Raw genomic sequence first — 25,313 nt, 5'->3', positions numbered from 1 at the left:
ACCGGTGAAACCACCGCGCCACTGCGCCGACTTGCGGTGCACCTTCGTTCGTCTGGTGCGTCCTGCAACGTGCACCGAGGGCAGGAACGTGCACCGAACGCGCGGACGTGCGGTGGGGACGTGCCCGGTGTTCTCACACGCTGCCGACGGGCATGTGCGCCAGCACCGCGGGCGGCTCGCCGGTGTGCACGACCGTCAGCGTCGACGTCGGCCGGGTCATCGCCACGTAGAGGTCGTTGAGACCCCGCTCGGCCGCCAGGATCTCGGCAGGCTCTGCGACGACGACGGCGTCGAACTCCAGCCCCTTCGCCTCGGCGGGGGAGAGGACGACGACGTCGGCGCGCAGGTCCGTCGCCCCGGCCCGGGCGCCCAGCGCCGCCGCCAGCTCGGCCACCCGCCCCTCGGGGGCGACGACGCCGGTCCTGTCGCCACGAGCGAGCGCCCGGCCCACCACGGCGGCGACAGCCCGGGGAAGCGGGCCCGGCGCCGCATCGTCCACGTCCACGTCCACGTCCCCGTCCCCGTCCTCGGCCGCCGGGCCGTCGTCCACGTGCTCCGCCGCCGGGCCCTCCTCGCCGACCGGCACGCGCACGGGCACGGCGCCGGTCGAGCGCGCGCACAGCGGCGCCGGGGCCGCCGGGTCCAGCGCGCGGAGCACCGGCAGCGCGGCGTCCATCACCTCCTGCGGCGTGCGGTAGCTGACGGTGAGCTCCGCGCGGCGCACCCGGGCCGAGGTGTGCGGGGCGAGCGCGACCTCCCAGCTCTCCACCGCCGTCGGGCCGGACGCCTGGTGGACGTCGCCGACCACGGTCATCGACCCGGCCGGGCACCGGCGGAACAGCGCCCGCCACGTCATCGCGGACAGCTCCTGGGCCTCGTCGACGATGACGTGGCCGTACACCCACGTGCGCTCGGCCGCCGCCCGCTCGGCGAAGCTGCGCCGGTCGGTCTCGGCGTGGCGGCGGGCGAGCTCGTCGTCGCTGAGCAGGGCGCCGGCGCTGACGGCGTCGCCGTCGCCCTCCTCGACGAGCAGGTCGTTCGAGCGGAGCACCTGGCGTGCGAAGCGGGCGTTCTCCCGCCGCCTCCGCTCCTCCCGGGCGCGGGCGGCGGACTCGTCGACGCCGAGCAGCTCCGCGGCCTCGTCGAGGAGCGGGACGTCGGCGACGCACCACTCGGTCCCCAGGTCCCGCCGCAGGAGGTTCCGCTCGTCGACGTCGAGAAGGCCGGCGGACGCTGCCGTGAGCAGCTGGGGCCCGGCGAAGAGGTCCCGCAGCAGGGCGTCCGGGGTGAGCGTGGGCCACAGCTCCTCGAGCTCGGCGGCCACGGCGGGGTCGGCGAGCAGCTCCCGCTCGACGTGCGGCACCTCGTGCGCGGCGGCGAGCCCGTCGATCTGGGTGCCGACGGCGTCGACGCGCGCCAGGACGGCGTCCGGGTTCTTGGCCAGCGAGGCGTCGACCGCGGCGAGCTCGTCCTCGAGCCCCTCCTCGACGTCCTGCATGAGACGGAAGCCGGCACCGACCACCTCCAGCGCCAGCGCGGTGACGATCTCGGCGCGGAAGTGCCGCCGCGCGACGTTGTGGGGCCGGCCCGCCCGGCGGGCCCGCTCGGCGGCGGCCTGGAGCACGTGCCCGGGCAGGTGGTACTCGTCGCCCTCGAAGGTGATCGTGACGTCGTCCGCGGCAGCCTGCCGTGCCAGGACGGCGCGGGCGAGGACCTCCGCCATCACGACGTCGCCCTTGAGCCGTTCCACCGCCGGCTCCTCCCGGCGGACCGGGATCACGCCGGGCACGAGGTGCTCGGGCGTGGTGAGCACCACCTGCGTCTCGCCGAGGGAGGGCAGGACCTGCTCGATGTAGTCGAGGAACGTCGGGGTCGGCCCGACGACGAGCACGCCGCGGCGCGCGACCGAGGGCTGGGCGTAGAGCAGGTAGGCGGCGCGGTGCAGGGCCACGGCGGTCTTGCCGGTGCCCGGCCCGCCCTGGACAACGAGCACCCCGTCGACGCCGGCACGGACGATCTCGTCCTGCTCGGCCTGCAGGGTGGTGACGATGTCCTTCATGCGGCCGGTACGGTGCTCCGCCAGCGCCGCCATGAGCGCGCCCTCGCCCTGCAGCTGCACGCTGCCGGGGGCGACGTCGAGGTCGAGCAGCTCGTCCTCGATCCGCTCGACCCTCCGGCCCTCCGTGCGCAGGTGCCGGCGCCGCACCACGCCGTGGTTGTCCGCCGGGGTGGCGACGTAGAAGGGGCGGGCGCCGGGGGCGCGCCAGTCGAGCAGGAGCGGGGTGCGCTCGGGGGCCGGGCCGCGCAGGCCGGTGCGGCCGACGTGGCGGACCTGCCCGTCCGCGAGGTCCAGCCGGCCGAAGCACAGCCCGTTCTCGGCGTGGTCGAGGGCGACCGCCCGCTCCGTCAGCCGGTCCACCCGGGCCTCGCGCTCGACCAGGTCGCGGGCGGAGGCACCGCGCTCGCGCAGCGCGCCGGCGAGCTCCTCGGCCACCTGCGCGCGCAGCTCGTCGACCCGGGCGTACAGCCGGTCGACGTACTCCTGCTCGCGCTCGAGCTCGGTCATCCTCCACCCTCCTGGCCCGGCCGGACACTGACGTCGCGGTGGCGCGCCGTCGAGGCTACCCGCACCGCGGGGCGGCGCCTGGCAGGATCCGACTCCCGTGAGCACTTCCTTCCCGCCGCTGACGCCGACCCTGGGCGGCCGGGTGCTGCAGGCGGCCACCCATCCGCGGTACCGCACGCTCGGCCCCGTCCTCCTCGCCCTCGTCCTCGTCGGTGCGGTGGCCGTCAGCACCGACGGGTCGGTGTGCACCGCCGCGGCGCCCTGCGGACCTGACCACGCCGAGGCCGTCGGTTTCGGCCTGCTCCTCGCGTCCGCGCTGGTGGTGCGAGTCTCCGGTCCCGTCGGCGTGGCCCTCGGCTCCGTGGCGACGGCGTGGGCCCTGGCCGGCAGCGGCCTGAGCGCGACCGGGTCGTCCCTCCCTGCGGTCAGCCTCCTCGGGTACACCGGTGTGCTGGCATGGGTGGCGTGGCGCCGGCACGAGGCACGCCGCGCGCCGCGGGCGCTGCTCCTCGAGCGCGGGGCCCCGGCCGTGGTCCCGTCCCAGCTGGGCGTGCCCACCGGACGTGCCCGCTGGCCCCGCCGACTGCTGGCCGGCGCCGCGGCCCTGCTCGCCGCGGCGGTCGCCACCACGTGGTACGGCGCCGGGCTCGGGCGCGAGGCGGCCGCCGCGGAGGCGGCCGCCCAGGTGGTGGTCGCCACGGTGGCGGACCACGTGGACGAGTACGTCATCGCCGTGGAGGTGCCGGGGGTCGCCGGCACCACGGAGATCGACACCTTCGGGTCCGAGCAGTACCCGGTCGGCTCGCGACAGCAGGTGTGGCTGCTGCCCGAGGGCGACGTGCGCCTCCTCGCCGAGCCGTACGACGCAACCGTCCTCGACGTGCCCGCCGTGGTCGCCGCGGCACTGGCCGCCGCCCAGGTGGCGAAGGCGGTGCGACTGCGCCGTGAGCGGGCGGCCTTCGACGCGGAGCCCCAGCCGGTGAGCTCCGCGCTCGGCCGCCGCATCGTGGGCGAGGACGCCCTCGTCTACCCGGCGCCGAGCGCCGCCCCGACGACGCCGCTGGTCGCACTGCCCACGAACCGGCCGGCCGACGCCCGGGGCGAACAGACCGACGACGCGGACGAGGACGACGACGAGGAGCTGCCGCCGCTCGAGCCGGTGACGGTGATCGGCGTCCCTGCGCCGGACCACTGGGTGGCGGTCCGCTGGCCGGACGGCACCGTGGAGGGCCCCGTGCGGGCGGAGCTCGACGGCCTGCAGCTCCCGGCCGGTGCGGACGAGGACATGGAGGAGCTCGCGCTGCGGGGCTTCTCCCCGGACGACCTCGCCCCGCGCGACCGGACCGGACTGGTCACGGAGGGCCGGCACCAGGTGCCGGGGTGGGCGCAAGGGGTCCGGGTGGTCCTCGCGCTGCTCCTGGTCGTCGCCGGGCATCCCCTGCTGGACCTGGTGCTGGGCTGGACCGGCCTGGGGCCGCGCGCCGTCGCCGCGCTCGCCGGCCTGCTCGCCCTCGAGCTGACCTGGCGGTTCGCGATCCGGCCCCGGCTGGCCTGGGACGGCGCGGGCGTCTCCGTCGTCGGCCCGTTCGGCCCGCGGCGCTCCGTGCCCTGGGCTGCGCTGGACGGGGCCTTCGCCGACGGGAGGGACGTGCACCTGGTCCTGGCGGAAGAGCCGGACGGGCCGAGGCCGGACGGACCGACGCCGGACGGGCCGACGCCCGTCGCTCCGGCTCCCGCCGACGATCTCGACGAGGTCGGCGGTCCCGGCGCCGACCACGACGACGAGGAAGACTTCCGCGAGGTGGTGACCGTCGTCGCCGCCGACCCGCGAAAGGGGCCGCTGCACGCCGGCTGGCGCACGGCGGCGCAGCTCCGCGCCGTGCTGCTCTCAGCCCGCCGGTACGGGACGACCGGTGCCGCGCACGGGCACGTCTCCGTGACCACCGGACCGGCGCCGCGGCGACCGTGGGCGCTGCTGGTGCTGTGGGTGCTCGTCGTCTCGGGGACGTTCCTCTACGGCTGACGGGCCTCCCGGACGCGCGGGGCAGGGACCGGCACCGGGACGACGGGACTCGCCTCCGGGCGCACGTCGTCGCTGCCGGACGTCCGGCCGGCCGCGGGGAAGGCACGCACCGGCCCGGCCACGTCGAGGCCCACCCGCTCGCCGGGCTCCGGCGGCTGCAGGCCGACCACGCGGGCCCTGACCTGCTCGGCGAGCCCGGACCCGTCCAGCTCCAGCTCCACCACGGCGTCGTGGCCGAAGTAGGCGACGCTGCGCACGGTGGCGTCCAGCCTGCCGGTGCCGCCGGGCGTGAGCGTGATCTGCTCGGGCCGCAGCATGACGGTCACCGCGCCGCGGGGGACGTAGCCCCGTACGGGGAGCGTGCCGAGGAGGCACTCCACACGGCCGTTGCGTGCGGTCCCGGGGACGAGCACGGCGTCGCCGAGGAACTCCGCCACCTCGACGTCGGCGGGCTCGCCGTAGACCACCCTCGGCGGCGCCGCCTGACGGATCGCGCCCGCCCCCAGGATCGCCACCTGGTCGGAGAAGGACAGCGCCTCGCCCTGGTCGTGGGTGACCAGGATCGCGGTCGCACCGGTGGCGCGCAGGGCACGGGCCGTGGCCTCCCGGGTGGCCGCGCGCAGGGCGGTGTCCAGCGACGAGAACGGTTCGTCGAGGAGCACGAGCCCCGGTCGGGGGGCGAGTGCCCGGGCCAGGGCGACGCGCTGCTGCTGACCGCCGGAGAGCTGGTCGGGTCGCCGGTCGGCGAGCTCGGCGGGCAGGCCCACGAGGTCGAGCAGCTCCAGCACGCGGTCGCGGTGCCGGCGCCGTGGCCACGGAAGCCCGAAGGCGATGTTCCCCTCGACCGACAGGTGCGGGAAGAGGCCGCCCTCCTGCCGGACGTAGCCGACGCCGCGCCGCTCAGGCGGCACCCACGTGCCGGCCGCGGCGACGGTGCGGCCGCCGATGAGGACCTCGCCCCCGAGCGGCCGCAGGAACCCGGCGACCGTCCGCAGCAGTGTCGTCTTGCCGCTCCCGGAGCCTCCGAGGATCGCGGTGGTCGTGCCTGTCGGCACGACGAGGTCGACCTCGTCGAGAACGGCCTCCCGGCCGTAGCCCGCCGTGACGGCCCGCAGTCGGACCTCGGTCATCGCTCCTCCAGGAGGTGTCGCCGCAGCAGCATGGTCAGCGGTACGGACAGGACGATCATGGCGGCCGCGTACGGGGCCGCGGCGGCGTAGTCGAGCTCGCCGGTCTCTCTCCAGAAGGCCAGGGCGAGGGTGTCGGTGCCGGTGGGGGCCAGCAGCAGGGTGGCGGTCAGCTCGGTGCTGATCGCGAGAGCGACGAGGACGAAGCCGGTCAGCACCGACGGGCCCATGAGCGGGAGCACCACCCGGGCGAGGGTGGCCGGGCCACGGAGCCCGAGCGACCGCGCTGCCTCCGACAGCTCCGGCGGTGCGGCGGCGAGGCCGGCGCGCAGCGAGACCATGGCGCGGGGCAGGAACAGGATGGCGTAGGCCAGGACGGCCAGCCAGACGGTCTGGTAGACCGGCCGCGCCCAGTTGACGGCGAGGGTGACCAGCGCGAGCCCGACGACGACGCCGGGCAGGGCGCTGGCGAGGTAGGTGGCGCGCTCGAGCAGGAGCGTGAGAGCGGAGCGGTGGCGGTTCAGCAACCACGCCCCGGGGAGGGCGGCCACGACGGCCGCCACGCCGCCCAGGAGCGCCAGCACGAGCGTGTTGGAGGTGACGCGCAGCAGGTCGCCGCCCACCTCGCCGTCGGCGACGGCGGAGACCAGCCAGCGCGTGACGGTGGCGACGGGGACGACGAGCGAGAGCCCGACGACGGCGGTCAGCACCAGCGCGGCGGGTGCCTTCCACACGCCGAGGGGAAGCTGCGGGGCGGGGTGCTGGGCCCCGGAGCCGACCCGGGCCACCCGCCGGCGCCCCTGGGCGGCCACCTCGAGGGTGAGGGTGAGCAGGCACAGCGCCAGCAGCACGGAGGCGAGGAGGCTGCCGGAGCTGTCGCTGAACCCCACCGCGTACCGCTGCATGATGGCGGTGGTGAACGTCTGGAAGCGCATCATCTCGAGCACGCCGTACTCGGCCAGCAGGTGCAGCGCGACCAGCAGCGCCCCGCCGCTCAGGGCGGGCCGGAGGCGGGGGAGCACGGTGCGGGCGACGACGGCGGCGGGTGAGAGTCCCAGGGACCGGGCCACCTCCTCGTCCGCGGGGTCGAGCGCCCGCAGCATGGCCGCCACCGGCAGGAACACGAACGGGTAGTACGCCAGTGTCGTGACCAGGGCCGCGCCGGCGAACCCGGTGAGCCACGGCGCGACCGTCGCCCAGGCGTAGGCGCTGACGAACGCGGGCACGGCCAGCGGCGCCAGCAGGAGAGCCCGCCAGAGCCCCGCCCACGGCAGGTCGGTGCGTTCCACCAGCCAGGCGGCGAGGGTGCCGACGACGACGGTGGCGGGCACGGTGACGGCGACGAGCATGCCGGTGTGGCCGAGCAGCTCGGCCACCCGGGGCCGGAGGAGGTACTCGGCCGCCCCCGCGCCGCCCGCGGAGATCGCGTCGGCGAGGACCACCAGCAGCGGCAGGACGGTGAGCGCGGCCACCGCGGCTGCGGCGAGCGCGACGCCCCGCACGCGGACGACGCCAGGCGCCCGGACGACGCCGTGAGGGGCGACGCCCCGCGCCCGGACGACGCCGTGAGGGGCGACGCCCTGCGCCCTGCTGGCGCTTCGGGTCCTAGAGGATGCCGGCATCTGTCATCAGCGTCAGGACCTCGTCGGAGTTGAGGGTGAACGGGTCCACCGGGGGCGCCTCCAGCTCGTCGAGCGGGGGAAGAGCCGGGTCGGACTCGACGCCGGCGCCGACCGCGTACTCCATCGACCCGCTGTCGACGAGCACCTTCTGCCCCTCCGGGCCGGTGACGTAGGCGAGGAACTGCTGGGCCTCGTCGGACATGTCGGACGAGGCGAGCACCCCGCCCGCGGAGAGGCTGACGAACGCGCCGGGGTCCTGGTTGCCGAAGTAGTGCAGGGCCGTGCTGGCGCTGCTCTCCTTCTCCCCGGCCTGGTCGCGGTACCAGTAGTAGTGGTACATGATCCCGACCGGTACCTCGCCGGCGCTGACCGCCTTCATCGTGGCGATGTTGTTCTGGTAGACCTCGGCGTTCTCGGCGAGCGCCTCGAGCCACGTGCGCGTCTCGGCCTCCCCCCGGTCGGCCAGCATGCCGGCCACGATCGCCTGGAAGTCGGCACCGCCCGGTGCCGCCCCCCACCGGCCGGCCCACTCCGGGTCGGCGAGGTCCATCAGCGAGGCGGGCAGCTCCTCCTCGCTGATCAGGTCGGTGTTGTAGACCAGCACGGTCGAGCGGGCCGCGATCGCCGTCCACAGGCCGGAGGACGGCGCCGTCCCCTCGCGCAGCTGCCCCCGGGTCTCCTCCGCCACCGGCGCGAGGAGACCGGCGCGCTCGACCACGGTCATGGCCGGGGAGTTCTCGGTCAGGAACACGTCCGCCGGAGAGCTCTCGCCCTCCTCGACGATCATGTGGCCCATCGAGGAGTCCTGGCCCTCGCGGATCTGGGTCTCGATGCCGGTGCTCCGGGTGAACTCCTCGGCCCACGCCTGCGTGACGTTGCGGTGCTGCGAGGAGTAGATCTGCAGGGCGCCGGCCTCGGCCTCGAACGGCTGCTCGCCGTCGCCCCCGCCGGCGCAGGCGGTCAGCGCGAGGGGAAGGGCCAGCAGGGCGCCCAGGAGGGGGCGTCGGTTCAGGGGCACGTGATCGTCCGTTTCGTCGGCTCGAGCGGGGGGACAAGATCCTGGAGGCGCCGGACCGGGCGGTCGGCCAGGCGCCACAGGAGGCAGCCGGCGGCGATCGCCACGGCGGTGGCGCCCAGGGGCGCGGAGATGAGGTCGAGGATCTGGAACTGGACCAGGTAGACGTACAGCGACGCGGCCGCGAGCACCCCGATCACCGGCACCCACCGGCCGGGCAGCCGCACCTCGGGCATGAACGCGAGGGCCGCGACACCGGCCAGGACCGTCGCGTTGCGCACCGGGTCGTCGGGGAAGTACGTCGCGCCGCCGACGACGGCGACCGCGACGGTGAGCAGGCGTCGCCGACGGGTGTCGGCGAGGGCGACCGCCGCCCCGACCGCGAACAGCCAGAACGTCGTCGGCATGATGCCGCGCAGCACGCCCTCGCCGAGGTGGAGGATCACGAACCGGGGCACCAGGGCCAGGACCGCCGCCGCGGCGGCCACGACCCACGGGTCGCGGCGCCAGGCCCGGGACAGCGCCGGCACCGACAGGACGGCGGTCATCAGCAGCGTGCTCGCGACGAGCGCGTCGACGAACCACAGCTCGTTGCGGAACCCGTACGTGACGTCGCCGACCATCCAGTTGGCGAGCGCCACGTTGGCCCACCCGTAGCGCTGCTGCGTCACCAAGCCGACCAGGGCCACCGCCATCGTGGGGACCGCCACCCCGACGAGCGTGCGGCCCGCCGCCCGCCAGCGACCCCGGGCGGTGGCCATGGACAGGCCGAAGCGGGCGGCGTTGAAGCCGGCCACCGCGAGCAGGGTGTGCGCGCCGCCGAGGATGCGGAACAGGTCGGCGTGGGAGCCGCAGATGATGACGACGGCGATCGCGCGCAGCAGGACGGAGGTCTCGACGCTGCGCCAGCCGCGCCGCCGCTGGCGCCACCAGCCGAGCGGTCCGCCCGGGCGTGCGCCCCCTGCAGGCTCCGCGGAGCGGGCACGGGAGCGTCCCACCTCGACGAGCTCGGCCAGGGGGCGGTGGTGCCAGCCCCGCGGCAGCGGCCCGAGGAGGCCCTCGAGCCGGACGGAGGCCTGGACGTGGCTGAGGGAGTCCCCGCCCGCCTGGACGAAGGTGCGGTCGAGGTCGATCGCGTCGAGGCCGAGCACGTCGCAGACGGCGCGGGCCACGCGGACGGCGAGGGTGGGGCTGGCCCCCATCGACTCGGCGGTGCGGAGCCGGGTCTCCTCGCAAGCCTCGGGGGAGCCACCCCGCGCGAGCGCGGCGCAGCCGAGGCGGTCGACCTTCCCGTTGTCCAGACGGGGCAGCTCGACGACGGCGACGGCCACTGCCGCAGGGCCGAGGCCCGACGCCTCACCGGCCAGGCGCCGGGCCCGGCCGGCGGTCTCGACGGTGCTGACGCCTGCCTCCGGCTCGACCGCCACGGTGACGCCGGTGTCGTCACCGCCGACGCACGCCGTGAGACCGGCGGACTCCAGGGCGCCCTCGACGGTCGCGAGGTCGACCCGCAGGCCCATCACCTTCACGAACCCGGACCGGCGCCCGACGAGCCGCAGCAGGCCGTCCGGCCCCACCCGGCCGAGGTCTCCGGTGCGCAGCTCGCTCAGCATCGGGCCGAGCGCGAGGTCGTCGGGGTGCTCGGCGTAGCCCATCATCACGCCGGGACCGCGCACCACCACCTCGCCGGCGCCGTCGGCGGCCTCCGGCACCGTGAGGTCGAGGTGGAGGGAGGTGCCGGCGACCGGGCGCCCGACCGCGTCGGGATTCTCCGCCACCAGCGCCGGGTCGAGCACGCAGATGCGCGCGGTGGCCTCCGTCTGGCCGTACATGACGGCCAGCTCCCAGCCGTGCTCCCGGCCCAGGGCCGCGGTGCGGACCACGCGGTCGGGGCTCATCCGCCCGCCCGCCTGGGCCAGGAGGCGGAGCGAGGGGTGCGGCCGCGCGAGCACGCCGGCGGACTCCATGAGCTCGACCATGTGCGGCACGGCCGCGAGCGTCGTGACCCCGAGGTCGTCCACCGTGTCCCACAGGGTCTCGTCGAGGACGGACCCCTCGTGCAGCACCACGGAGGCGCCTGCCACCAGGTGCGAGTGGAGCACGGACAGCCCGAAGCAGTAGTGCAGGGGCAGGCTGGTGACGGCGCGGTCGGCCGCGGTGATCCGCAGGGCCTCGGCGATGGCGGTGGCGTTGCTGACGACGTTGTGGCGGGAGAGCCGGACGAGCTTCGGGGAGCCGGTGCTGCCCGAGGTGCTCAGCAGCAGAGCGAGGTCGGGGTGGAGCAGGTGCCGCGGGGCCGGTGAGATCACCTCGAACGGGTCCGCCGGGTCGCCGGTCGCCGTGACGTCCGGGCGGTAGCGCTCGACGATGCCGGCCGTGCGGGCGTCCGCGGTGACCAGCGCAACGTGACCGGCCTCCAGCGTCGCGAGGTACGCCGTCACGCTCTCGAGGTCGGCGCGCAGCGGCAGGTGCACGAGCCGTCGGCCGTCGGCGGCGTCCGGGAGACGGCGGGCGACGTCTGCGACGCGTGCGTGCAGCTGCTCGTAGGTGAGGAGGTCCCCCGATGCGGAGAGCAGCGCCGGGCGCCCCACCATCGCCGCGGCCGGGGACGGCAGCAGCGCAGCACCGGGCGGTGCAGGGGAGGTGTCAGTCAACGTCGGCACGACGAGTGAGGCTAGCCTTACCTACTTACGTCAGACAAGTGTGAGGTTAATCGGTGGCTGTTGAGGTGTGGTGGTCGTCCCTCGCTGCCGCGGACGTCGAGCTGCTCGCCGTGCTCGACGCCACGGAGCGGGCGCGGGTCCGGTCGCTCGAGCGACCGGCCGACCGCGGCCGTTCCCTGGTGGGCGCGGCGCTGCTGCGGGTCGCGGCAGCCGCCCACCTGGGGGCCGAACCGGACCAGGTGGTCGTGGACCGCACCTGCAGCGAGTGCGGCCGGCCCCACGGCGCGCCGCGGATCGTGGGTCCCGGCGGGCCGGTGCCCTGGGTGTCCGTCTCGCACTCCGGCGTGCTCGTCGTCGTCGCCCTCAGCCCGCACGGGCCGGTGGGCGTCGACGTCCAGCGGGTGTCCGACCTGCCCGACGCCGGCGCCGACGCCCACGCCGCCTTCGAATGGGTACGCCGGGAGGCCGTGGTCAAGGCGCGGGCCGGTGCCCGGACCGGTGCCCCGGTTCCCGGACGTCCCGACCTCCGGCCGGCCGCCGAGGAGGACGAGGTGACCACGGAGCTCGAGCCGCCCGTGACCGGCTACGCCGCCGCCCTGATCACGCTCGGCCGGCCCGGCGCGGAGCACACGTCCCGGCACTGGCCGTGATCGCGACGCCGTCCTAGGAGCGGCCGGCGAGGAACCGGTCCACCACCTCGTCCCGGCCGAGCACGTCGACCTCCGCGACCCGCTCGCGGCCGAGGGCGTGCAGCGCGAGCTCGACCGGGTCGCCCAGGACGACGACCGCGTCCGCCCGCCGGCGCACCACGCGACGCGGGCCGCCGGGCACGGCCATCACCACGCCCACCGGGCTGGACCGGTACGCGATCCGGGCCAGCGGGGCGAGCCGCTCCCACACGGCCCGGACCAGGTCAGTGGGGAGGGTCCGCGGCTCGGCCGGGTCGGGCCCCGCCCGGCGGACGTCCTCGTGGTGGACGACGTACTCGATCAGGTGCGCGGCGTCCCCGGCCCAGGCCATCGGCGAGCGGGCCGGGATGCCGGCGGCGAACCGGTCGACCAGGGCGCGGTAGCCGTCGGCGGTGCGTGCGCCGTCGGCCAGGCGGCCCTGGAACCGCTCCTGGCCGGGGGCGCGGCGCTCCAGCTGGTCGAGCGCGTGCCGCAGGGGCAGGTGCTCGCGCGCCACCAGGTGCGCGGTCAGGTCCCGCACCGTCCAGCCCTCGCACAGCGTCGGCGCGTCCGGGTCCGCCGCCCGCAGGGTCTCGACGAGCGCGGCGCGCTCGACCTCCATCCACGCCCGTCCCATGGGCCACCTCTCCTCGTGCGTCGTGCGTCCGGGGACCAAGGTGCCACGACGGCGGAGCGGGCGCGTGGTGTGCGAGGATCGTCCAGCCCACGCAGCGGTAGTGACCGGAAGGACCCGTCGTGCCCGTCCCAGCGTCCGAGGGCCCGTCCTCGCGCCGCCAGGACGGACCGCGGCCCTACGCGCTGCCCGGCGGCACGCTGCGCCGCAGCCTCTCCCTGATCGCCCGCGGCATCGCCGACTCCCCGCGCACCTCCACGATCGCGATCCTCGGTGCCGCTGTGTACGGCGTGGGCACCGTCGCCTCCGGGTGGCTGCTCGGCCGCATCACGGACCGCGTCATCGCCCCGGCCCTGACCGACCGCGAGCTCGACCCGGCGCAGCTGTGGGGCGCGGGCGGGGTGCTGCTGGTGGTCGGGCTGCTCACCGCCGCCAGCGTCGCGCTGCGCCGCATCTACGGCGGCTGGGCCTCCTTCGAGGTGCAGGCCGCGCACCGCCTGCGCGTGACCCGCCAGTACCTGCGGCTGCCGGTAAGCTTCCACCGGCGCCACCCCACCGGCCAGCTGCTGTCCAACGCGAACGCCGACGCCGAGGCCGCGTCGGGGGTGTTCTTCCCGCTGCCGTTCGCGCTCGGCGTCGTCGTCATGATGGTCGTCGCGGCCGTCGCGATGTTCCTCGCCGACCCCTTCCTCGGACTCATCGGCGTCACCGTCCTGCCGCTCGTGGTCACCGCCAACGCGATCTTCCGACGGCGCATGACCCCCGCGGCCACCCGCTCCCAGCGCCTGCGCGCCAAGGTCTCCGACGTCGCCCACGAGAGCTTCGAGGCCGCCCTCCTCGTCAAGAGCCTCGGCACGGCGGACGTGGAGCAGACCCGCTTCGCGGCCACCGCGGACGAGCTGCGCGACGCCAACGTCACCATGGGCCGCATCCGGTCCGTCTTCGACCCGGTCATCGAGCTCCTGCCCTCGGCCGCCACCCTGGCGGTCATCGCCGTCGGGGCGCTGCAGGTGCGGGCGGGCAACGCCCGGACCGGGGACGTCGTCACCGTCGCCTACCTGCTCACCGTCATGACGATGCCGATCCGCGCGATCGGCTTCGTCCTCGGCGAGCTGCCGCGCTCGCTGGTCGGCCACGAGCGAATCGCCCGCGTCGTCGACGCCACCGGCGCCCTGCCGGCCGGTGACCGGCGGCTCCGGGGCGAGGGCGGGCTCGACGTCCGCGTCGAGCGCGTCACCGTCACCGTGCCGACCCGGCTGGCCGAGGGGGCCGACGGCGCGGCCCCCGGACACTCCGGCCACGTCCCCGGACACCCCGGCCAGGTGCCCGGCACCACGGACCTGCTGGCCGACGTCTCGCTGAGAGTCCCGCCGGGACGGACGGTCGCGCTGGTCGGCCCGACCGGCGCCGGCAAGTCCACGCTGACCGCCGTCGTCGCCCGCCTCATGGACCCCACGAGGGGCCGGGTGCTGCTCGACGGCCACGACGCACGGGACCTCGACCCGGCCGACCGCACCTGCGCCGTCGCCCTGGTCAGCCAGTCCGCGTTCGTCTTCGACGACACCGTGCGCGGCAACGTCACCCTCGACGACACCGGACGCTTCGACGACGCGGAGGTCTGGGCCGCCCTGCGTACCGCCCGCGCCGACGGGTTCGTGCGCGCCCTGCCGCAGGGCCTGGACACCGTCGTGGGGGAGCGGGGCGCCACCCTCTCGGGCGGGCAGCGGCAGCGCCTCGCCATCGCGCGCGCCCTCGTGCGGCGCCCCCGCCTGCTGATCCTCGACGACGCCACCTCCGCCGTCGACCCCGTGGTGGAGCAGCAGATCCTCGCCGGCCTCGGCGCCACGACGCTCGGCGGGCCGTCGGTCCTGCTGGTGGCCTACCGCACCTCGACCATCGCGCTGGCCGACGAGATCGTCCATCTCGACCGCGGCGCGGTGGTCGACACCGGTACGCACACCGAGCTGCTCGCCCGCGACGCCGGCTACCACGAGCTGGTGACCGCCTACGCGGCCCGCACCGCCGAGCGTGAGGCGGAGCGGGCGGCACGCGTGGCGGGGGAGGGCCGATGAGCTCGCAGATCTCCGCCGCCTCCGAGCTGGGCGTCGTCGCCACCGTGCGCCGCGGGCTCCAGCTGTCCCCGGCGATGACCGAGGGGCTGCGGGTCACGCTGCTGCTGGCGCTCGTCGCGACCGCGGGCCGCGTGGTCGTGCCCGTGGTCGTCCAGCAGGCCACCGATCACGGCATCCTCGCGCCGGGCGGGCCCGACGTCACCCGGGTCGCCTGGCTGTGCCTGGCCGGGCTCGGGGTGCTCGTGGTCACGGGGCGGGTGAGCGCGGTCGTGAACGTCCGGCTGTACCGGGCCAGCGAGACAGGCCTGGCGCAGCTGCGGGTGCGGACCTTCCGCCACGTCCACGACCTGTCCACGCTGACGCAGTCCGCCGAGAAGCGCGGCTCGCTGGTCTCCCGGGTCACCTCGGACGTGGACACCATCTCCATGTTCGTCCAGCGCGGCGGGCTGATGCTCATCCTCAACGCCGGGCAGCTGCTGCTCGCCAGCGTGGCGATGTTCGTCTACTCCTGGCGCCTCGGCCTGCTCGTGTGGCTGTGCTACCTGCCGATGGTGCTGCTCGCGCCGCGGGCGCAGCGAGCCGTCTCCGCCGCGTACGGCGCGGTGCGGGTCAAGGTCGGCGCGATGCTGTCGGCGGTCTCGGAGTCCGTCGTCGGTGCGGAGACCATCCGCGCCTACGGCGCGGCCGACCGCACCCAGGAACGCATCGACCGCTCGGTGCGCGCCCACCTGCACCAGGCCGTCCGCGCCCAGACCCTCGTCGCGCTCGCGTTCTCCACCGGGGTGGTGCTCTCCGCCGTGGCGCTCGCGGCCGTCGTCGTCGCCGGGACCTACCTGGGCGTCCGGGGCGAGATCTCCGTGGGGACGCTGCTCGCCTTCCTGTTCCTCGTGCAGATGTTCACGGGCCCCGTGCAGAACGCCACCGAGGTCCTCAACGAGCTGCAGAACGCGGTGGCCGGCTGGCGTCGCGTCATCGCCGTGCTCGAGACTCCCGTGGACGTCACTGATCCCGGCGGATCGCCGCTGTCGCTGTCGCTGCCGCTCCCCGACGGCCGGGACGCCTCCCCGGCCGCCCCGGACCCCGGCATCGACCCCGCCGCCGACCACCGCGCCGACGCCCGTCGCGCCGACGCCCGTCGCGGCGGCCACCGCGCCGCGCGCGTCGAGTTCCAGGGCGTGCGCTACGCCTACCCCGGCGGCCCCGAGGTGCTGCACGGCGTCGACCTCGAGATCGAGCCCGGCACCCAGGTGGCGGTGGTGGGGCAGACCGGGTCGGGCAAGACCACCCTTGCCAAGCTGCTCGCCCGCCTCATGGACCCCACGGCGGGCCGCGTGCTGCTGGACGGCACCGACCTGCGCGACCTCCCCCTGGCCCGGCTGCGCGAGCGCGTGGTTCTCGTCCCGCAGGAGGGCTTCCTCTTCGACACCACGATCGGGGCCAACCTGGCCTACGGCCCCGTGACGCTCAGCCCTGGGGAGGTGCGCGCCGCCGTCGCCGACCTCGGCCTGGACGGATGGATCGCCACCCTGCCGGCCGGGCTCGACACCCCCGTCGGCCAGCGCGGGGAGTCGCTCTCCGCGGGTGAGCGCCAGCTCGTCGCGCTCGGCCGCGCCTACCTGGCCGACGCGGACCTGCTGATCCTCGACGAGGCCACCTCCGCCGTCGACCCCGCCACCGAGACCCGGATCAACCGCGCCCTCGACCGGCTCACCCGTGGCCGGACGTCGGTGACCGTCGCGCACCGCCTCTCCACCGCCGAGGCGGCCGACCTGGTCGTGGTCGTCGACGAGGGGCACGTGGTCGAGGTGGGCGGGCACCACGAGCTCCTCGACGCCAGGGGCACGTACGCGCGGATGTACGGCTCCTGGGTCGCCCAGACCCGCTGAGCCCACGAGTCCGTCCGGTGCGCGCAACGAGCCACGAGCCGGCGCCGCGACGCACCGGCGCACCGGTGGACCGCCGGACCGACGGACCGACGGACGGACGGAACGACGCAACAACGCAACGACGAGATGGCCAAAGTGGTGAGGAAAGGCGGTCCTGCGAACCAGAACGACCATCTCGTCAGGACATCTCGCCGGGATCGTCGTGACATCTCGCCGGGATCAACGTGGCATCTCCCTGGGTTCGTCGTGACATCTCCCTGGGTTCGGCGGGACCCTTCCCCGGACCGGCGTGATACTCGCCGGGAAGACGGCGTCTCACGCCCGTCGGGGGCGCGTGGCAAGATCGTCCGGTGCCCGTGAACACCTCCCTCGACCCCGACATCTCCTCCCGCCTCAAGCGTGACGAGCACGGCCTGGTCTGCGCCGTCGTCCAGCAGCACGACACCGGAGAGGTGCTGATGGTCGGCTGGATGGACGACGAGGCCCTCCACCGCACCCTCACCACGGGGCGGGCGTGGTTCTGGTCGCGCTCGCGGGAGGAGTACTGGCGCAAGGGCGACACCTCCGGGCACACCCAGCACGTGAAGTCCGTCGCCCTGGACTGCGACGGCGACGCCGTCCTCGTCCGCGTCGACCAGGTGGGGGTGGCCTGCCACACCGGCACCCGCACCTGCTTCGAGGCCGGGGGAGACCTCGGCGCCGTGGTCGGGGAGCGCCCGTGAGCGGCGCGACGGTCCCCGGCACCTCCGAGGCCACGACCCCGGTCGCCGTCGGCTGGGGGCAGACCTGGCCGGCGCTGCCCGTCTTCCGCGAGATGGCGGCAGACCGGCGCGTCATCCCCGTGGTCCGCCGCCTCCTTGCCGACGACGTCACCCCCGTGGGCCTGTACCGCCAGCTCGCCGGTGGTCGCCCCGGCACCTTCATCCTCGAGTCCGCCGAGCACGACGGCGCCTGGGCGCGCTGGTCCTTCGTCGGCGCCGCCTCGCGTGCGACGCTGACCAGCCACGAGGGTCACGCCCGCTGGACCGGGGACGTGCCCGTCGGCATCCCCGCGGAGGGGCCGGTGCTCGAGGTGCTCGCCACCACGCTGGAGAAGCTGCGCACCCCGGCGATCCCGGGGCTGCCGCCCCTGACCGGTGGGCTCGTGGGGTCGCTCGGCTGGGACGTGCTGCGCCAGTGGGAGCCCACCCTGCGCGCGCTGGCGCCGGTCGAGCACGACACCCCCGAGGTGGCCCTGTGCCTGGCCACGGACATGGCCGCCGTCGACCACCACGACGGCTCCGTCTGGCTCATCGCCAACGCCGTGAACTTCGACGACACCCCCGAGCGGGTGGACGAGGCGCACGCGGACGCAGTCGCCCGGCTTGACGCCCTCGAGGCCGCGCTCACCACCCCGGTGGTGAGCAACGCCGCCGTGCACGTGGCGACGACCGAGCCGGAGCTGCGTTTCCGCACCCCGCGCGCCGACTTCGAGAACGCGGTGCTGGCCGCCAAGCAGGCCATCGTCGACGGCGAGGTCTTCCAGGTCGTGCTGTCCCAGCGCCTCGACATCGACTGCGCCGCCGACCCCCTCGACGTCTACCGCGTGCTGCGGACGATCAACCCCAGCCCGTACATGTACTACCTCCAGCTCGACGACGGGGCGGACGACGGCGAGGGCTTCGCCGTCGTCGGCTCGAGCCCGGAGACCCTCGTCCGGGTGCAGGACGGCCAGGTCACCACCTTCCCGATCGCGGGCTCCCGCCCGCGCGGCGCCACGCCGGCGGAGGACAAGGCGCTGGCGGAGGAGCTCCTCGCCGACCCCAAGGAGCTCTCCGAGCACGTGATGCTCGTCGACCTCGCGCGCAACGACCTGACCAAGGTGTGCCGGCCCGAGACGGTGGAGGTGGTCGAGCTGATGGAGGTCAAGCGCTTCAGCCACATCATGCACATCTCCTCGACGGTGGTCGGCCGGCAGCGTCCGGACGTGACGGCGCTCGACTGCCTCACGGCGACCTTCCCGGCGGGCACGCTGTCCGGTGCGCCGAAGCCGCGCGCCATCGAGCTCATCGACGCCCTCGAACCCGCGCGCCGCGGCGTCTACGGCGGGGTGATCGGCTACCTCGACCTCGCCGGCAACGCGGACCTGGCCATCGCCATCCGCACCGCCGTGATCCACCGCGGCCAGGCGTCCGTGCAGGCCGGTGCGGGCATCGTCGCGGACTCGGACCCCGCCACCGAGTACGAGGAGACCCGGAACAAGGCTGCGGCGGCCGTGCGCGCGGTGCAGGTCGCCGCCGGGCTGCGTCCCGCGGTGGCGGGCGGCTCCGACGGAAGCCGCTCCGCCGTCGTCCCGTCGCCTACCGCGGCACGACCGTGAGGGCGCCCCGGCGTGGCCAGGTGGTCCTGGCGGTGCTCGTCCTCGGCGTGCTGGTGCTCGCCACGGCGGCCGCCGCGTGGGCCCACGGCGAGGTCAGCACGGTGCTCGGGGTGCAGGAGGTCTCGGTCAGCGGTACCTCCGCGGCGCCCGGCGTGAGCGCGGCCGCTCTGGTCGTCGGCGCCGCGGCGCTGGCGGCCGCGATCGGTCGGCGCGTGGGCGCCGTCCTGGCCGGGATCGCGCTGGTCGGTGCGGCGGTTCTCGTCGGCGTCTCCGTGGTCGGCTTCCTCGCCGACCCGGCCGCCCCCCTGGAGGCGGCGGCCGGTCAGGTGAGCGGCGTCCCGGAGCTGACCGGCGGGGCGACGACGACCCTGTGGCCCTACGCGGCCCTGGTTGTCGCCCTCGCGGTCGCCGCGGCAGGCGTGGTGACTCTCGTGGTCGGTCGGCGGTGGCAGAGTGCTGGGCGCCGGTTCGAGCGGCCCGCCGCGGCCGCACCCCGGTCCGCCGCCAGTGCGGCGACCGACGAGCGTGACCGCGCGATGGACGACTGGGACGCCCTCGGCCGCGGCGAGGACCCGAGCACCGACGGCGGGGATGCGCCCGGCCCGGCCGGTCCCGCCCCGCGAGCCTGACGCGGTGGTTCAGGTTCTTAACGGATAGGGTGTCGGCGACCGTTTCAACCGAGGAGCACAACCATGGTCCAGACCCCCGAGCCGCACACCTACGAGCTTCCGCCGGCCGCGCCGTTCTCGAACCACGGCCGCACCAAGGCGGCGTGGGTGCTGATGTGGGGTGTCTGCCTCGGGTTCCTCGTCGCCGGCGTGGGTCTGATCCTCGCCAACGACATGGTCGCGATCGCAGGGGCCGCCGTCGTGGTCGTCTCGGTCATCCTCTCTGTGGTCATGCGCGGCATGGGGCTCGGGCAGCCGGCCCCCCGCGTTCCCGAGGAGACGGCGAACAAGGACTGGTACAGCGCCTGAGGCGCCTCGCCGCCACGACCTGACCGAACTACTGACCCGGGGCGGCCGAGGCGCGCACCCGGTGGAGGACGCATGAGCGCCGACGACCCGCAGCCCCGCTACGGCCAGAACCTCCCGCCCCACGGCGGCCACGCTGAGCAGTACGGGCAGCAGCAGTACGGGCAGCACGCACCCGCCGCACCGCAGTACGGGCAGCAGGTCCCCCAGTACGGCCAGCCTCCGGCTCCCCAGCAGTACGGACCGGGCTACGGCGAGCAGTACGGCTACGGGCAGAACCCGTTCGCCTCGCCCACCACCGAGAAGAACAGCCTCGGCACGACCGCGCTCGTGCTCGGCATCGTCGGCGTCGTCGGTTTCCTCGTCCCGATCCTCTCGATCGGGCTCGGGATCGCGGCCGCCGTCGTCGGGACGAAGGCGAAGAACGCCGTTCAGCAGGGCCTGGCCACCAACGGCGGCGCCGCCAGGGCCGGCTTCGTGCTCGGGATCGTGGCGATCGTGATCGGCGTCGTCATGTGGATCGCCAGCGCCGCCTTCATGTTCTCGGACCTCGGGGCAGGCGTCTGACCCCGGTCCCACGGCGGTCCGCGCTGCGGACCGGCCCAGCAGCACCGTGCCCGGTGCGCCAGTCCTCGGACGGCGCACCGGGCATGTCTGTCCCTCGTCCTACGATGGGGGCAGTTTCGACCTGGAGGGAAGTGCGCCGTGACCGTGCTCGAAGACATCGTCGCCGGGGTTCGCGAGGACCTGGCCGAGCGGGAGGCACAGCGACCGCTGGACGTCCTCAAGGAGCTGGCGCAGCGCCGGCCCAGCGCCAAGGACGCCGTCGCCGCCCTGCGCGGCGGGGACGGCGCGGTGACCATCATCTCCGAGGTCAAGCGGTCCAGCCCGTCCAAGGGCGCCCTGGCCACCATCGCCGACCCGGCGGGCCTGGCCGCCGAGTACGAGGCGGGCGGCGCCGCCGTCGTCTCGGTCCTGACCGAGCGCCGCCGCTTCGGGGGCTCGCTGGAGGACCTCGAGGCGGTGCGTGCCGCCGTCGACATCCCGGTGCTGCGCAAGGACTTCGTCGTCACGCCGTACCAGGTGTGGGAGGCGCGCGCCGCGGGCGCCGACCTCGTCCTCCTCATCGTCGCCGCGCTCGAGCAGACCGTCCTGACGTCGCTGGTCGAGCGGGTGCACTCGCTCGGCATGACGGCGCTGGTCGAGGCGCACGACCGGGACGAGGCCCGGCGCGCGGTGGACGCCGGCGCGAGGGTCGTGGGCATCAACGCCCGCAACCTCCACGACCTGCAGGTCGACCGCTCGGTGTTCGCGAATGTCGTCGACGTCGTGCCCGAGTCCCTCGTGCGCGTGGCCGAGTCCGGCGTCCGCGGGCCGCACGACGTGCTCGACTACGCCCGCTCGGGCGCCGACGCGGTGCTCGTCGGCGAGGCCCTGGTGACCGGCGGCAACCCGCGCTCCGCCGTCGCCGACATGGTCGCCGCCGGCTCCCACCCGTCGCTGCGGGCGGTGCGCAAGTGACCGCGACCCCCAGCCGTGAGCACCCGCAGCACCTGGCCGACGCCGCCGGGCCGTACTTCGGCGAGTTCGGCGGGCGCTTCGTCGCCGAGGCGCTTGTCGCCGCCCTCGACGACCTCACCGCCGCGTGGGAGGAGCTCAAGGTCGACCCCGGCTTCCTCGCCGAGATGGACCACCTCAACCGCACCTACACCGGCCGGCCGAGCATCATCACCGAGGTGCCGCGCTTCGCCGAGTACGCCGGCGGGGCCCGCGTCATCCTCAAGCGCGAGGACCTCAACCACACCGGCTCGCACAAGATCAACAACGTGCTCGGCCAGGCGCTGCTGACCCGCAAGGTCGGCAAGAAGCGGGTCATCGCCGAGACCGGCGCGGGGCAGCACGGCGTCGCCACCGCCACCGCCGCGGCCCTGCTCGGGCTCGAGTGCACCGTGTACATGGGCGAGGAGGACGTGCGCCGGCAGGCCCTCAACGTCGCCCGCATGCGGCTCCTCGGCACCGAGGTCGTCCCCGTCACCACCGGCTCGCGCACGCTCAAGGACGCCATCAACGAGGCGTTCCGCGACTGGGTGACGAACGTCGACACGACCAACTACATCTTCGGCACCGCCGCCGGTCCGCACCCCTTCCCGGCCATGGTGCGCGACCTGCAGAAGGTCATCGGCGAGGAGGCGCGCCAGCAGGTGCTCGACCTCACCGGCGCCCTGCCCGACGTCGTCTGCGCCTGCGTGGGCGGCGGCTCCAACGCCATCGGGATCTTCAACGCCTTCCTCGACGACGAGGGCGTGCGCCTGGTGGGCCTCGAGGCGGCGGGCGACGGGGTCGAGACCGGACGTCACGCCTCCTCCATCACCGGCGGCGAGCCGGGGGTGCTGCACGGCGCGCGGACCTTCATCCTCCAGGACGAGGACGGCCAGACGGTGGAGTCCCACTCGATCTCCGCCGGCCTGGACTACCCCGGGGTCGGGCCCGAGCACTCGTGGCTCGCCAGCATCCACCGCGCCGAGTACCAGCCGGTCACGGACGCGGAGGCCATGGAGGCCTTCCGGCTCCTGTGCCGCACCGAGGGCATCATCCCCGCCATCGAGAGCGCCCACGCGCTCGCCGGTGCCATCCGCATCGGGCAGGAGGCCGCGGCGGCCGGGCAGCCGGCACCGACGATCCTGGTCAACCTCTCCGGGCGCGGTGACAAGGACGTGGAGACGGCGGCCGCCTGGTTCCACCTCCTCGACGAGGACCAGCACGACGACGTCCCGGAGGCCGCCGGCCCCGAGGACGCCGCCAAGACGGGCGCCGTGGACGACGCCCCCTACACCGCGACCGGGAGCGTCGAGAAGTGACCGAGACGACCGCCAGCCCCACGACCGTCTCGAGGACAGCCGCCGCCATCGACGCCGCCAAGGCGCGCGGGGGAGCGGCGCTCGTCGGCTACCTCCCGGTGGGCTTCCCCGACGTCGACACCTCCGTGCGCGCGGCGAAGACCCTCGTCTCCGCCGGCGCCGAGGTCATCGAGCTGGGCTTCCCCTATTCCGACCCGGGCATGGACGGAGAGGTCATCCAGCGCGCCACCCAGACGGCCCTGGACCGGGGGACGCGGACGGCGGACGTGCTGCGCGCCGTCGAGCAGGTCGCCCAGACCGGCGCCGCGGTGCTCGTGATGACGTACTGGAACCCGGTGTTCCGCTACGGCGTCGACCGCTTCGCCCGCGACCTCGCCGCCGCTGGCGGGGCCGGCCTGATCACCCCCGACCTCATCCCCGACGAGGCCGCCGAGTGGATCGCCGCCTCCGACGCGCACGGCCTGGACCGGGTGTTCCTCGTGGCCCCGAGCTCCACCGACGCCCGGCTCCGCATGACGTCCGCGGCCTGCCGCGGGTTCGTCTACGCCGCGTCGACCATGGGCGTGACCGGCGCCCGGACCAGCGTCGACTCCCACGCCCGGGGACTCGTGGAGCGCACGCGCGCCGCGGGCGCCGAGCGCGTCTGCGTCGGTCTCGGGGTCTCCACCGGCGCGCAGGCCGCAGAGATCGCCGAGTACGCGGACGGCGTCATCGTCGGCTCCGCGTTCGTGCGTACTCTCGCCCGGGAGGACGGCGACGTCGAGGCCGGGCTCCGAGACCTCGGCACGCTCGGCGAGCAGCTGGCGGCCGGGGCGCACCGCGCCTGAGGGCGGTGCCACGCGGGGAAGGCGGCACCGCCGTTCTCCGCTTGCCGGGGCCGACCCTTTCCGCCGTCGGCCGTCCGCGCTAGCCTCCCTGCAGCCCGCCCGACGGCGGACGGGCCGGAGGAGGAGCAAGAAATGACGGACGTCGTTGTCTTTCACCACGCGCTCGGCCTGACCGACGGTGTCCGGGCCTTCGCACGGACCCTCGAGGACGCCGGGCACACCGTGCACCTGCCCGACCTGTACGACGGCCGGGTCTTCGAGTCCCTCGACGAGGGCGTCGAGTTCGGCGCCGGGACGTTGGGGATGGAGGAGATCGTCGCCCGTGGTCGCGCCGCGGCCGCGGACCTGCCCACCGAGGTGGCCTACGTCGGCTTCTCCCTCGGCGTGGTGCCCGCCCAGCAGCTCGCCCAGACGCGGGACGGTGCCGTCGCCGCCGTCCTCGCGCACTCGTGCCTCCCGCCCGACGCCTTCGCGGACGCCTGGCCCGGCGGCGTCCCCGTCCAGATCCACGGGATGGACGCCGACCCGTACTTCGCCGGCGAGGGCGACATCGACGCCGCGCGGGCACTCGTCGCCTCCACCGAGGACGCCGAGCTCTTCGTCTACCCGGGGGACGGCCACCTGTTCACCGACCCGAGCGCCCCGGACCACGACCCCGCCGCGGCGAAGCTCTTCACCGAGCGGGTTCTCGCGCTCCTCGACCGGGCCGGCGGGGCGCCGGGCGGCGCGGATCTGGCGGCCGACCCGGTCCCGTAGGCTGGCGGCGTGCCCGCCAGCGTCCTCGCGTCCCTGACCGTTCTCCCGACGGGCATCCCCAGCCCGCCGCAGGGTGAGTGGCAGCTCGGGCCCTTCCCGGTGCGCGCCTACGCTATCGCGATCCTCCTCGGCATCGTGGCTGCCTGGTGGATCCTGGACCGTCGCTACACCGCCAAGGGCGGGCCGAAGGACGCCGCGCTGGACGTCGCCTTCTGGATGGTGCCGTTCGGCATCGTCGGCGCCCGCCTGTACCACGTCTTCTCCTCGCCCGACGCCTACTTCGGACCCGACGGCGACCCCGTCCGCGCGCTGTACATCTGGCAGGGCGGCCTGGGCATCTGGGGTGCGGTGGCGCTCGGGGCCGTCGGTGCCTGGATCGGGCTGCGGCGCCGAGGCCTGCGGATGGCGCCGTTCGCCGACGCCCTCGCCCCGGGCCTGCTGGTCGCCCAGGCGATCGGCCGTCTGGGGAACTACTTCAACCAGGAGCTCTACGGCGCTCCCACCACGCTGCCGTGGGGCCTGCAGATCGACGACGCCCACCGCGTCCCCGGGTACGCCGCGGGCACGCTGTTCCACCCCACCTTCCTGTACGAGATGCTCTGGAACCTCGCCGCCGCCGCCGTGCTGATCTGGGCAGAGCGCAGGTTCCGGCTCCGGCACGGGCGCGTGTTCTGGCTCTACGTCATGCTCTACACCGCCGGCCGCGTGTGGATCGAGTACCTGCGCATCGACGAGGCCGAGACCGTGCTCGGGCTGCGGCTGAACGTGTGGACCTCCATCCTCATCTTCCTCGTCGCGCTCGTGGCGTTCGTGGTGGTCGGCCGGCGCACGCGCGGCGTGCCGGAGAACATCTGGCTGCCCGGACGTGAGCCGGCACCCGAGGACCCGTCGACCGCCGGGCAGACTCCGGCGAGTACGGCCGCCGCGACAGGTGCGACCGGCGCCGCAGCGCCCGGCACGACTCCCAAGACCGCCGTGCCCAGCACGACTACGGAAACGGGCGCGTCCGACGCCGAGCACCGGTCGGGCGAGACAGGCGCACCCGGTCCCACCACGGCGACGGCAGAGGGCGCCGACCGCACGTCCTGACCTGCTGCTGCTCGGGACCGCGGCCGCCGGCGAGCAAGTGGTCCTGTGCCGAGCAAGCCGATCTCAACGCTCTTGCTCGGCACAGAGAGCTGCTTGCGACTGGCGACTGGCGACCGGCGACGCGCGGCGCAGGGCCCGTCGGGTGCATCGTCGGGGGCGCTTCGTGGTGCTCCC

Annotated in this window: 20 protein-coding genes; 14 read left to right on the top strand and 6 right to left on the bottom strand. The window is 75.1% G+C overall.

Annotated features, from left to right (window positions below):
- Positions 1-133: 133 nt before the first annotated feature.
- A complete protein-coding gene (locus tag ATJ97_RS03255) occupies positions 134-2,566 on the bottom strand; it encodes a HelD family protein (RefSeq protein ID WP_098482514.1) in 2,433 nt (810 codons plus the stop codon).
- A gap of 97 nt (positions 2,567-2,663) precedes the next feature.
- Between ATJ97_RS03255 and ATJ97_RS03250 the strand changes: the two genes are divergently transcribed.
- A complete protein-coding gene (locus ATJ97_RS03250) occupies positions 2,664-4,589 on the top strand; it encodes a hypothetical protein (RefSeq protein ID WP_098482513.1) in 1,926 nt (641 codons plus the stop codon).
- On the opposite strand, the gene ATJ97_RS03245 is transcribed toward ATJ97_RS03250, so the two are convergent.
- From ATJ97_RS03245 to ATJ97_RS03230, 4 genes are read right to left on the bottom strand one after another with little or no spacing between them, the layout of a single operon-like run.
- On the bottom strand, positions 4,580-5,719 hold the full coding sequence (locus tag ATJ97_RS03245) for an ABC transporter ATP-binding protein (protein WP_098482512.1): 1,140 nt from the start codon (positions 5,717-5,719) through the stop codon (positions 4,580-4,582). The genes ATJ97_RS03250 and ATJ97_RS03245 overlap by 10 nt on opposite strands.
- Positions 5,716-7,338 (bottom strand): ABC transporter permease, encoded by a 1,623-nt coding sequence (locus tag ATJ97_RS03240; RefSeq protein ID WP_098482511.1) that lies wholly within the window; start codon positions 7,336-7,338, stop codon positions 5,716-5,718. Before ATJ97_RS03240 ends, ATJ97_RS03245 begins: the two co-directional genes overlap by 4 nt.
- On the bottom strand, positions 7,322-8,350 hold the full coding sequence (locus ATJ97_RS03235; RefSeq protein WP_483866839.1) for an extracellular solute-binding protein: 1,029 nt from the start codon (positions 8,348-8,350) through the stop codon (positions 7,322-7,324). Before ATJ97_RS03235 ends, ATJ97_RS03240 begins: the two co-directional genes overlap by 17 nt.
- Complete coding sequence (locus ATJ97_RS03230; RefSeq protein ID WP_143426858.1) at positions 8,347-11,016, bottom strand: AMP-binding protein; 2,670 nt, start codon at positions 11,014-11,016, stop codon at positions 8,347-8,349. Before ATJ97_RS03230 ends, ATJ97_RS03235 begins: the two co-directional genes overlap by 4 nt.
- A 53-nt stretch (positions 11,017-11,069) precedes the next feature.
- Between ATJ97_RS03230 and ATJ97_RS03225 the strand changes: the two genes are divergently transcribed.
- Entirely contained in the window at positions 11,070-11,666 is a 597-nt protein-coding gene (locus ATJ97_RS03225; protein WP_143426857.1) for a 4'-phosphopantetheinyl transferase family protein, read from the top strand.
- 13 nt (positions 11,667-11,679) lie between these two features.
- Here ATJ97_RS03225 and ATJ97_RS03220 read toward each other — a convergent pair whose 3' ends face one another.
- Entirely contained in the window at positions 11,680-12,321 is a 642-nt protein-coding gene (locus tag ATJ97_RS03220) for a TIGR03085 family metal-binding protein (RefSeq protein ID WP_245862066.1), read from the bottom strand.
- Positions 12,322-12,440: 119 nt separating this feature from the next.
- Between ATJ97_RS03220 and ATJ97_RS03215 the strand changes: the two genes are divergently transcribed.
- The 12 genes from ATJ97_RS03215 to lgt all read left to right on the top strand — a co-directional run bounded on the left by ATJ97_RS03215 (position 12,441) and on the right by lgt (position 25,139).
- Positions 12,441-14,390, top strand: coding sequence for an ABC transporter ATP-binding protein (locus ATJ97_RS03215; protein ID WP_098482507.1), 1,950 nt, complete (start codon positions 12,441-12,443; stop codon positions 14,388-14,390).
- Complete coding sequence (locus ATJ97_RS03210; protein WP_098482506.1) at positions 14,387-16,276, top strand: ABC transporter ATP-binding protein; 1,890 nt, start codon at positions 14,387-14,389, stop codon at positions 16,274-16,276. Before ATJ97_RS03215 ends, ATJ97_RS03210 begins: the two co-directional genes overlap by 4 nt.
- Before the next feature lie 356 nt (positions 16,277-16,632).
- Positions 16,633-16,998: a phosphoribosyl-AMP cyclohydrolase gene (hisI, locus tag ATJ97_RS03205; RefSeq protein WP_098482505.1), complete on the top strand. Its 366-nt coding sequence runs from the start codon at positions 16,633-16,635 to the stop codon at positions 16,996-16,998.
- Positions 16,999-17,090: 92 nt separating this feature from the next.
- A complete protein-coding gene (locus tag ATJ97_RS03200) occupies positions 17,091-18,635 on the top strand; it encodes an anthranilate synthase component I (protein ID WP_245862799.1) in 1,545 nt (514 codons plus the stop codon).
- Positions 18,632-19,264, top strand: a complete 633-nt coding sequence (locus ATJ97_RS03195) for a Trp biosynthesis-associated membrane protein (RefSeq protein WP_098482503.1) — start codon at positions 18,632-18,634, stop codon at positions 19,262-19,264. Before ATJ97_RS03200 ends, ATJ97_RS03195 begins: the two co-directional genes overlap by 4 nt.
- A gap of 63 nt (positions 19,265-19,327) precedes the next feature.
- Positions 19,328-19,612 (top strand): HGxxPAAW family protein, encoded by a 285-nt coding sequence (locus ATJ97_RS03190; protein ID WP_098482502.1) that lies wholly within the window; start codon positions 19,328-19,330, stop codon positions 19,610-19,612.
- Between the two features lie 72 nt (positions 19,613-19,684).
- The gene (locus tag ATJ97_RS03185) at positions 19,685-20,176 is read left to right on the top strand and encodes a DUF4190 domain-containing protein (protein ID WP_098482501.1); all 492 of its coding nucleotides are present in this window, start codon (positions 19,685-19,687) and stop codon (positions 20,174-20,176) included.
- 138 nt (positions 20,177-20,314) lie between these two features.
- Positions 20,315-21,130 carry an indole-3-glycerol phosphate synthase TrpC gene (gene trpC, locus ATJ97_RS03180; protein WP_098482500.1) on the top strand — a complete coding sequence of 272 codons (816 nt, stop codon included), beginning with the start codon at positions 20,315-20,317 and terminating at the stop codon, positions 21,128-21,130.
- Entirely contained in the window at positions 21,127-22,467 is a 1,341-nt protein-coding gene (gene trpB / locus ATJ97_RS03175; protein WP_245862063.1) for a tryptophan synthase subunit beta, read from the top strand. Before trpC ends, trpB begins: the two co-directional genes overlap by 4 nt.
- Positions 22,464-23,294, top strand: a complete 831-nt coding sequence (trpA, locus tag ATJ97_RS03170; RefSeq protein ID WP_098482499.1) for a tryptophan synthase subunit alpha — start codon at positions 22,464-22,466, stop codon at positions 23,292-23,294. Before trpB ends, trpA begins: the two co-directional genes overlap by 4 nt.
- Positions 23,295-23,426: 132 nt before the next feature.
- Positions 23,427-24,050, top strand: a complete 624-nt coding sequence (locus tag ATJ97_RS03165) for a dienelactone hydrolase family protein (protein WP_098482498.1) — start codon at positions 23,427-23,429, stop codon at positions 24,048-24,050.
- A gap of 9 nt (positions 24,051-24,059) precedes the next feature.
- On the top strand, positions 24,060-25,139 hold the full coding sequence (gene lgt / locus ATJ97_RS03160) for a prolipoprotein diacylglyceryl transferase (RefSeq protein ID WP_425432724.1): 1,080 nt from the start codon (positions 24,060-24,062) through the stop codon (positions 25,137-25,139).
- Positions 25,140-25,313: the final 174 nt, after the last annotated feature.

This window comes from Georgenia soli, from assembly GCF_002563695.1.
In the GTDB taxonomy this organism is placed as follows: domain Bacteria; phylum Actinomycetota; class Actinomycetes; order Actinomycetales; family Actinomycetaceae; genus Georgenia; species Georgenia soli.
The sequence above is the reverse complement of the archived record's forward strand: the minus strand, read 5'-3'. Positions and strand labels throughout refer to the sequence as shown.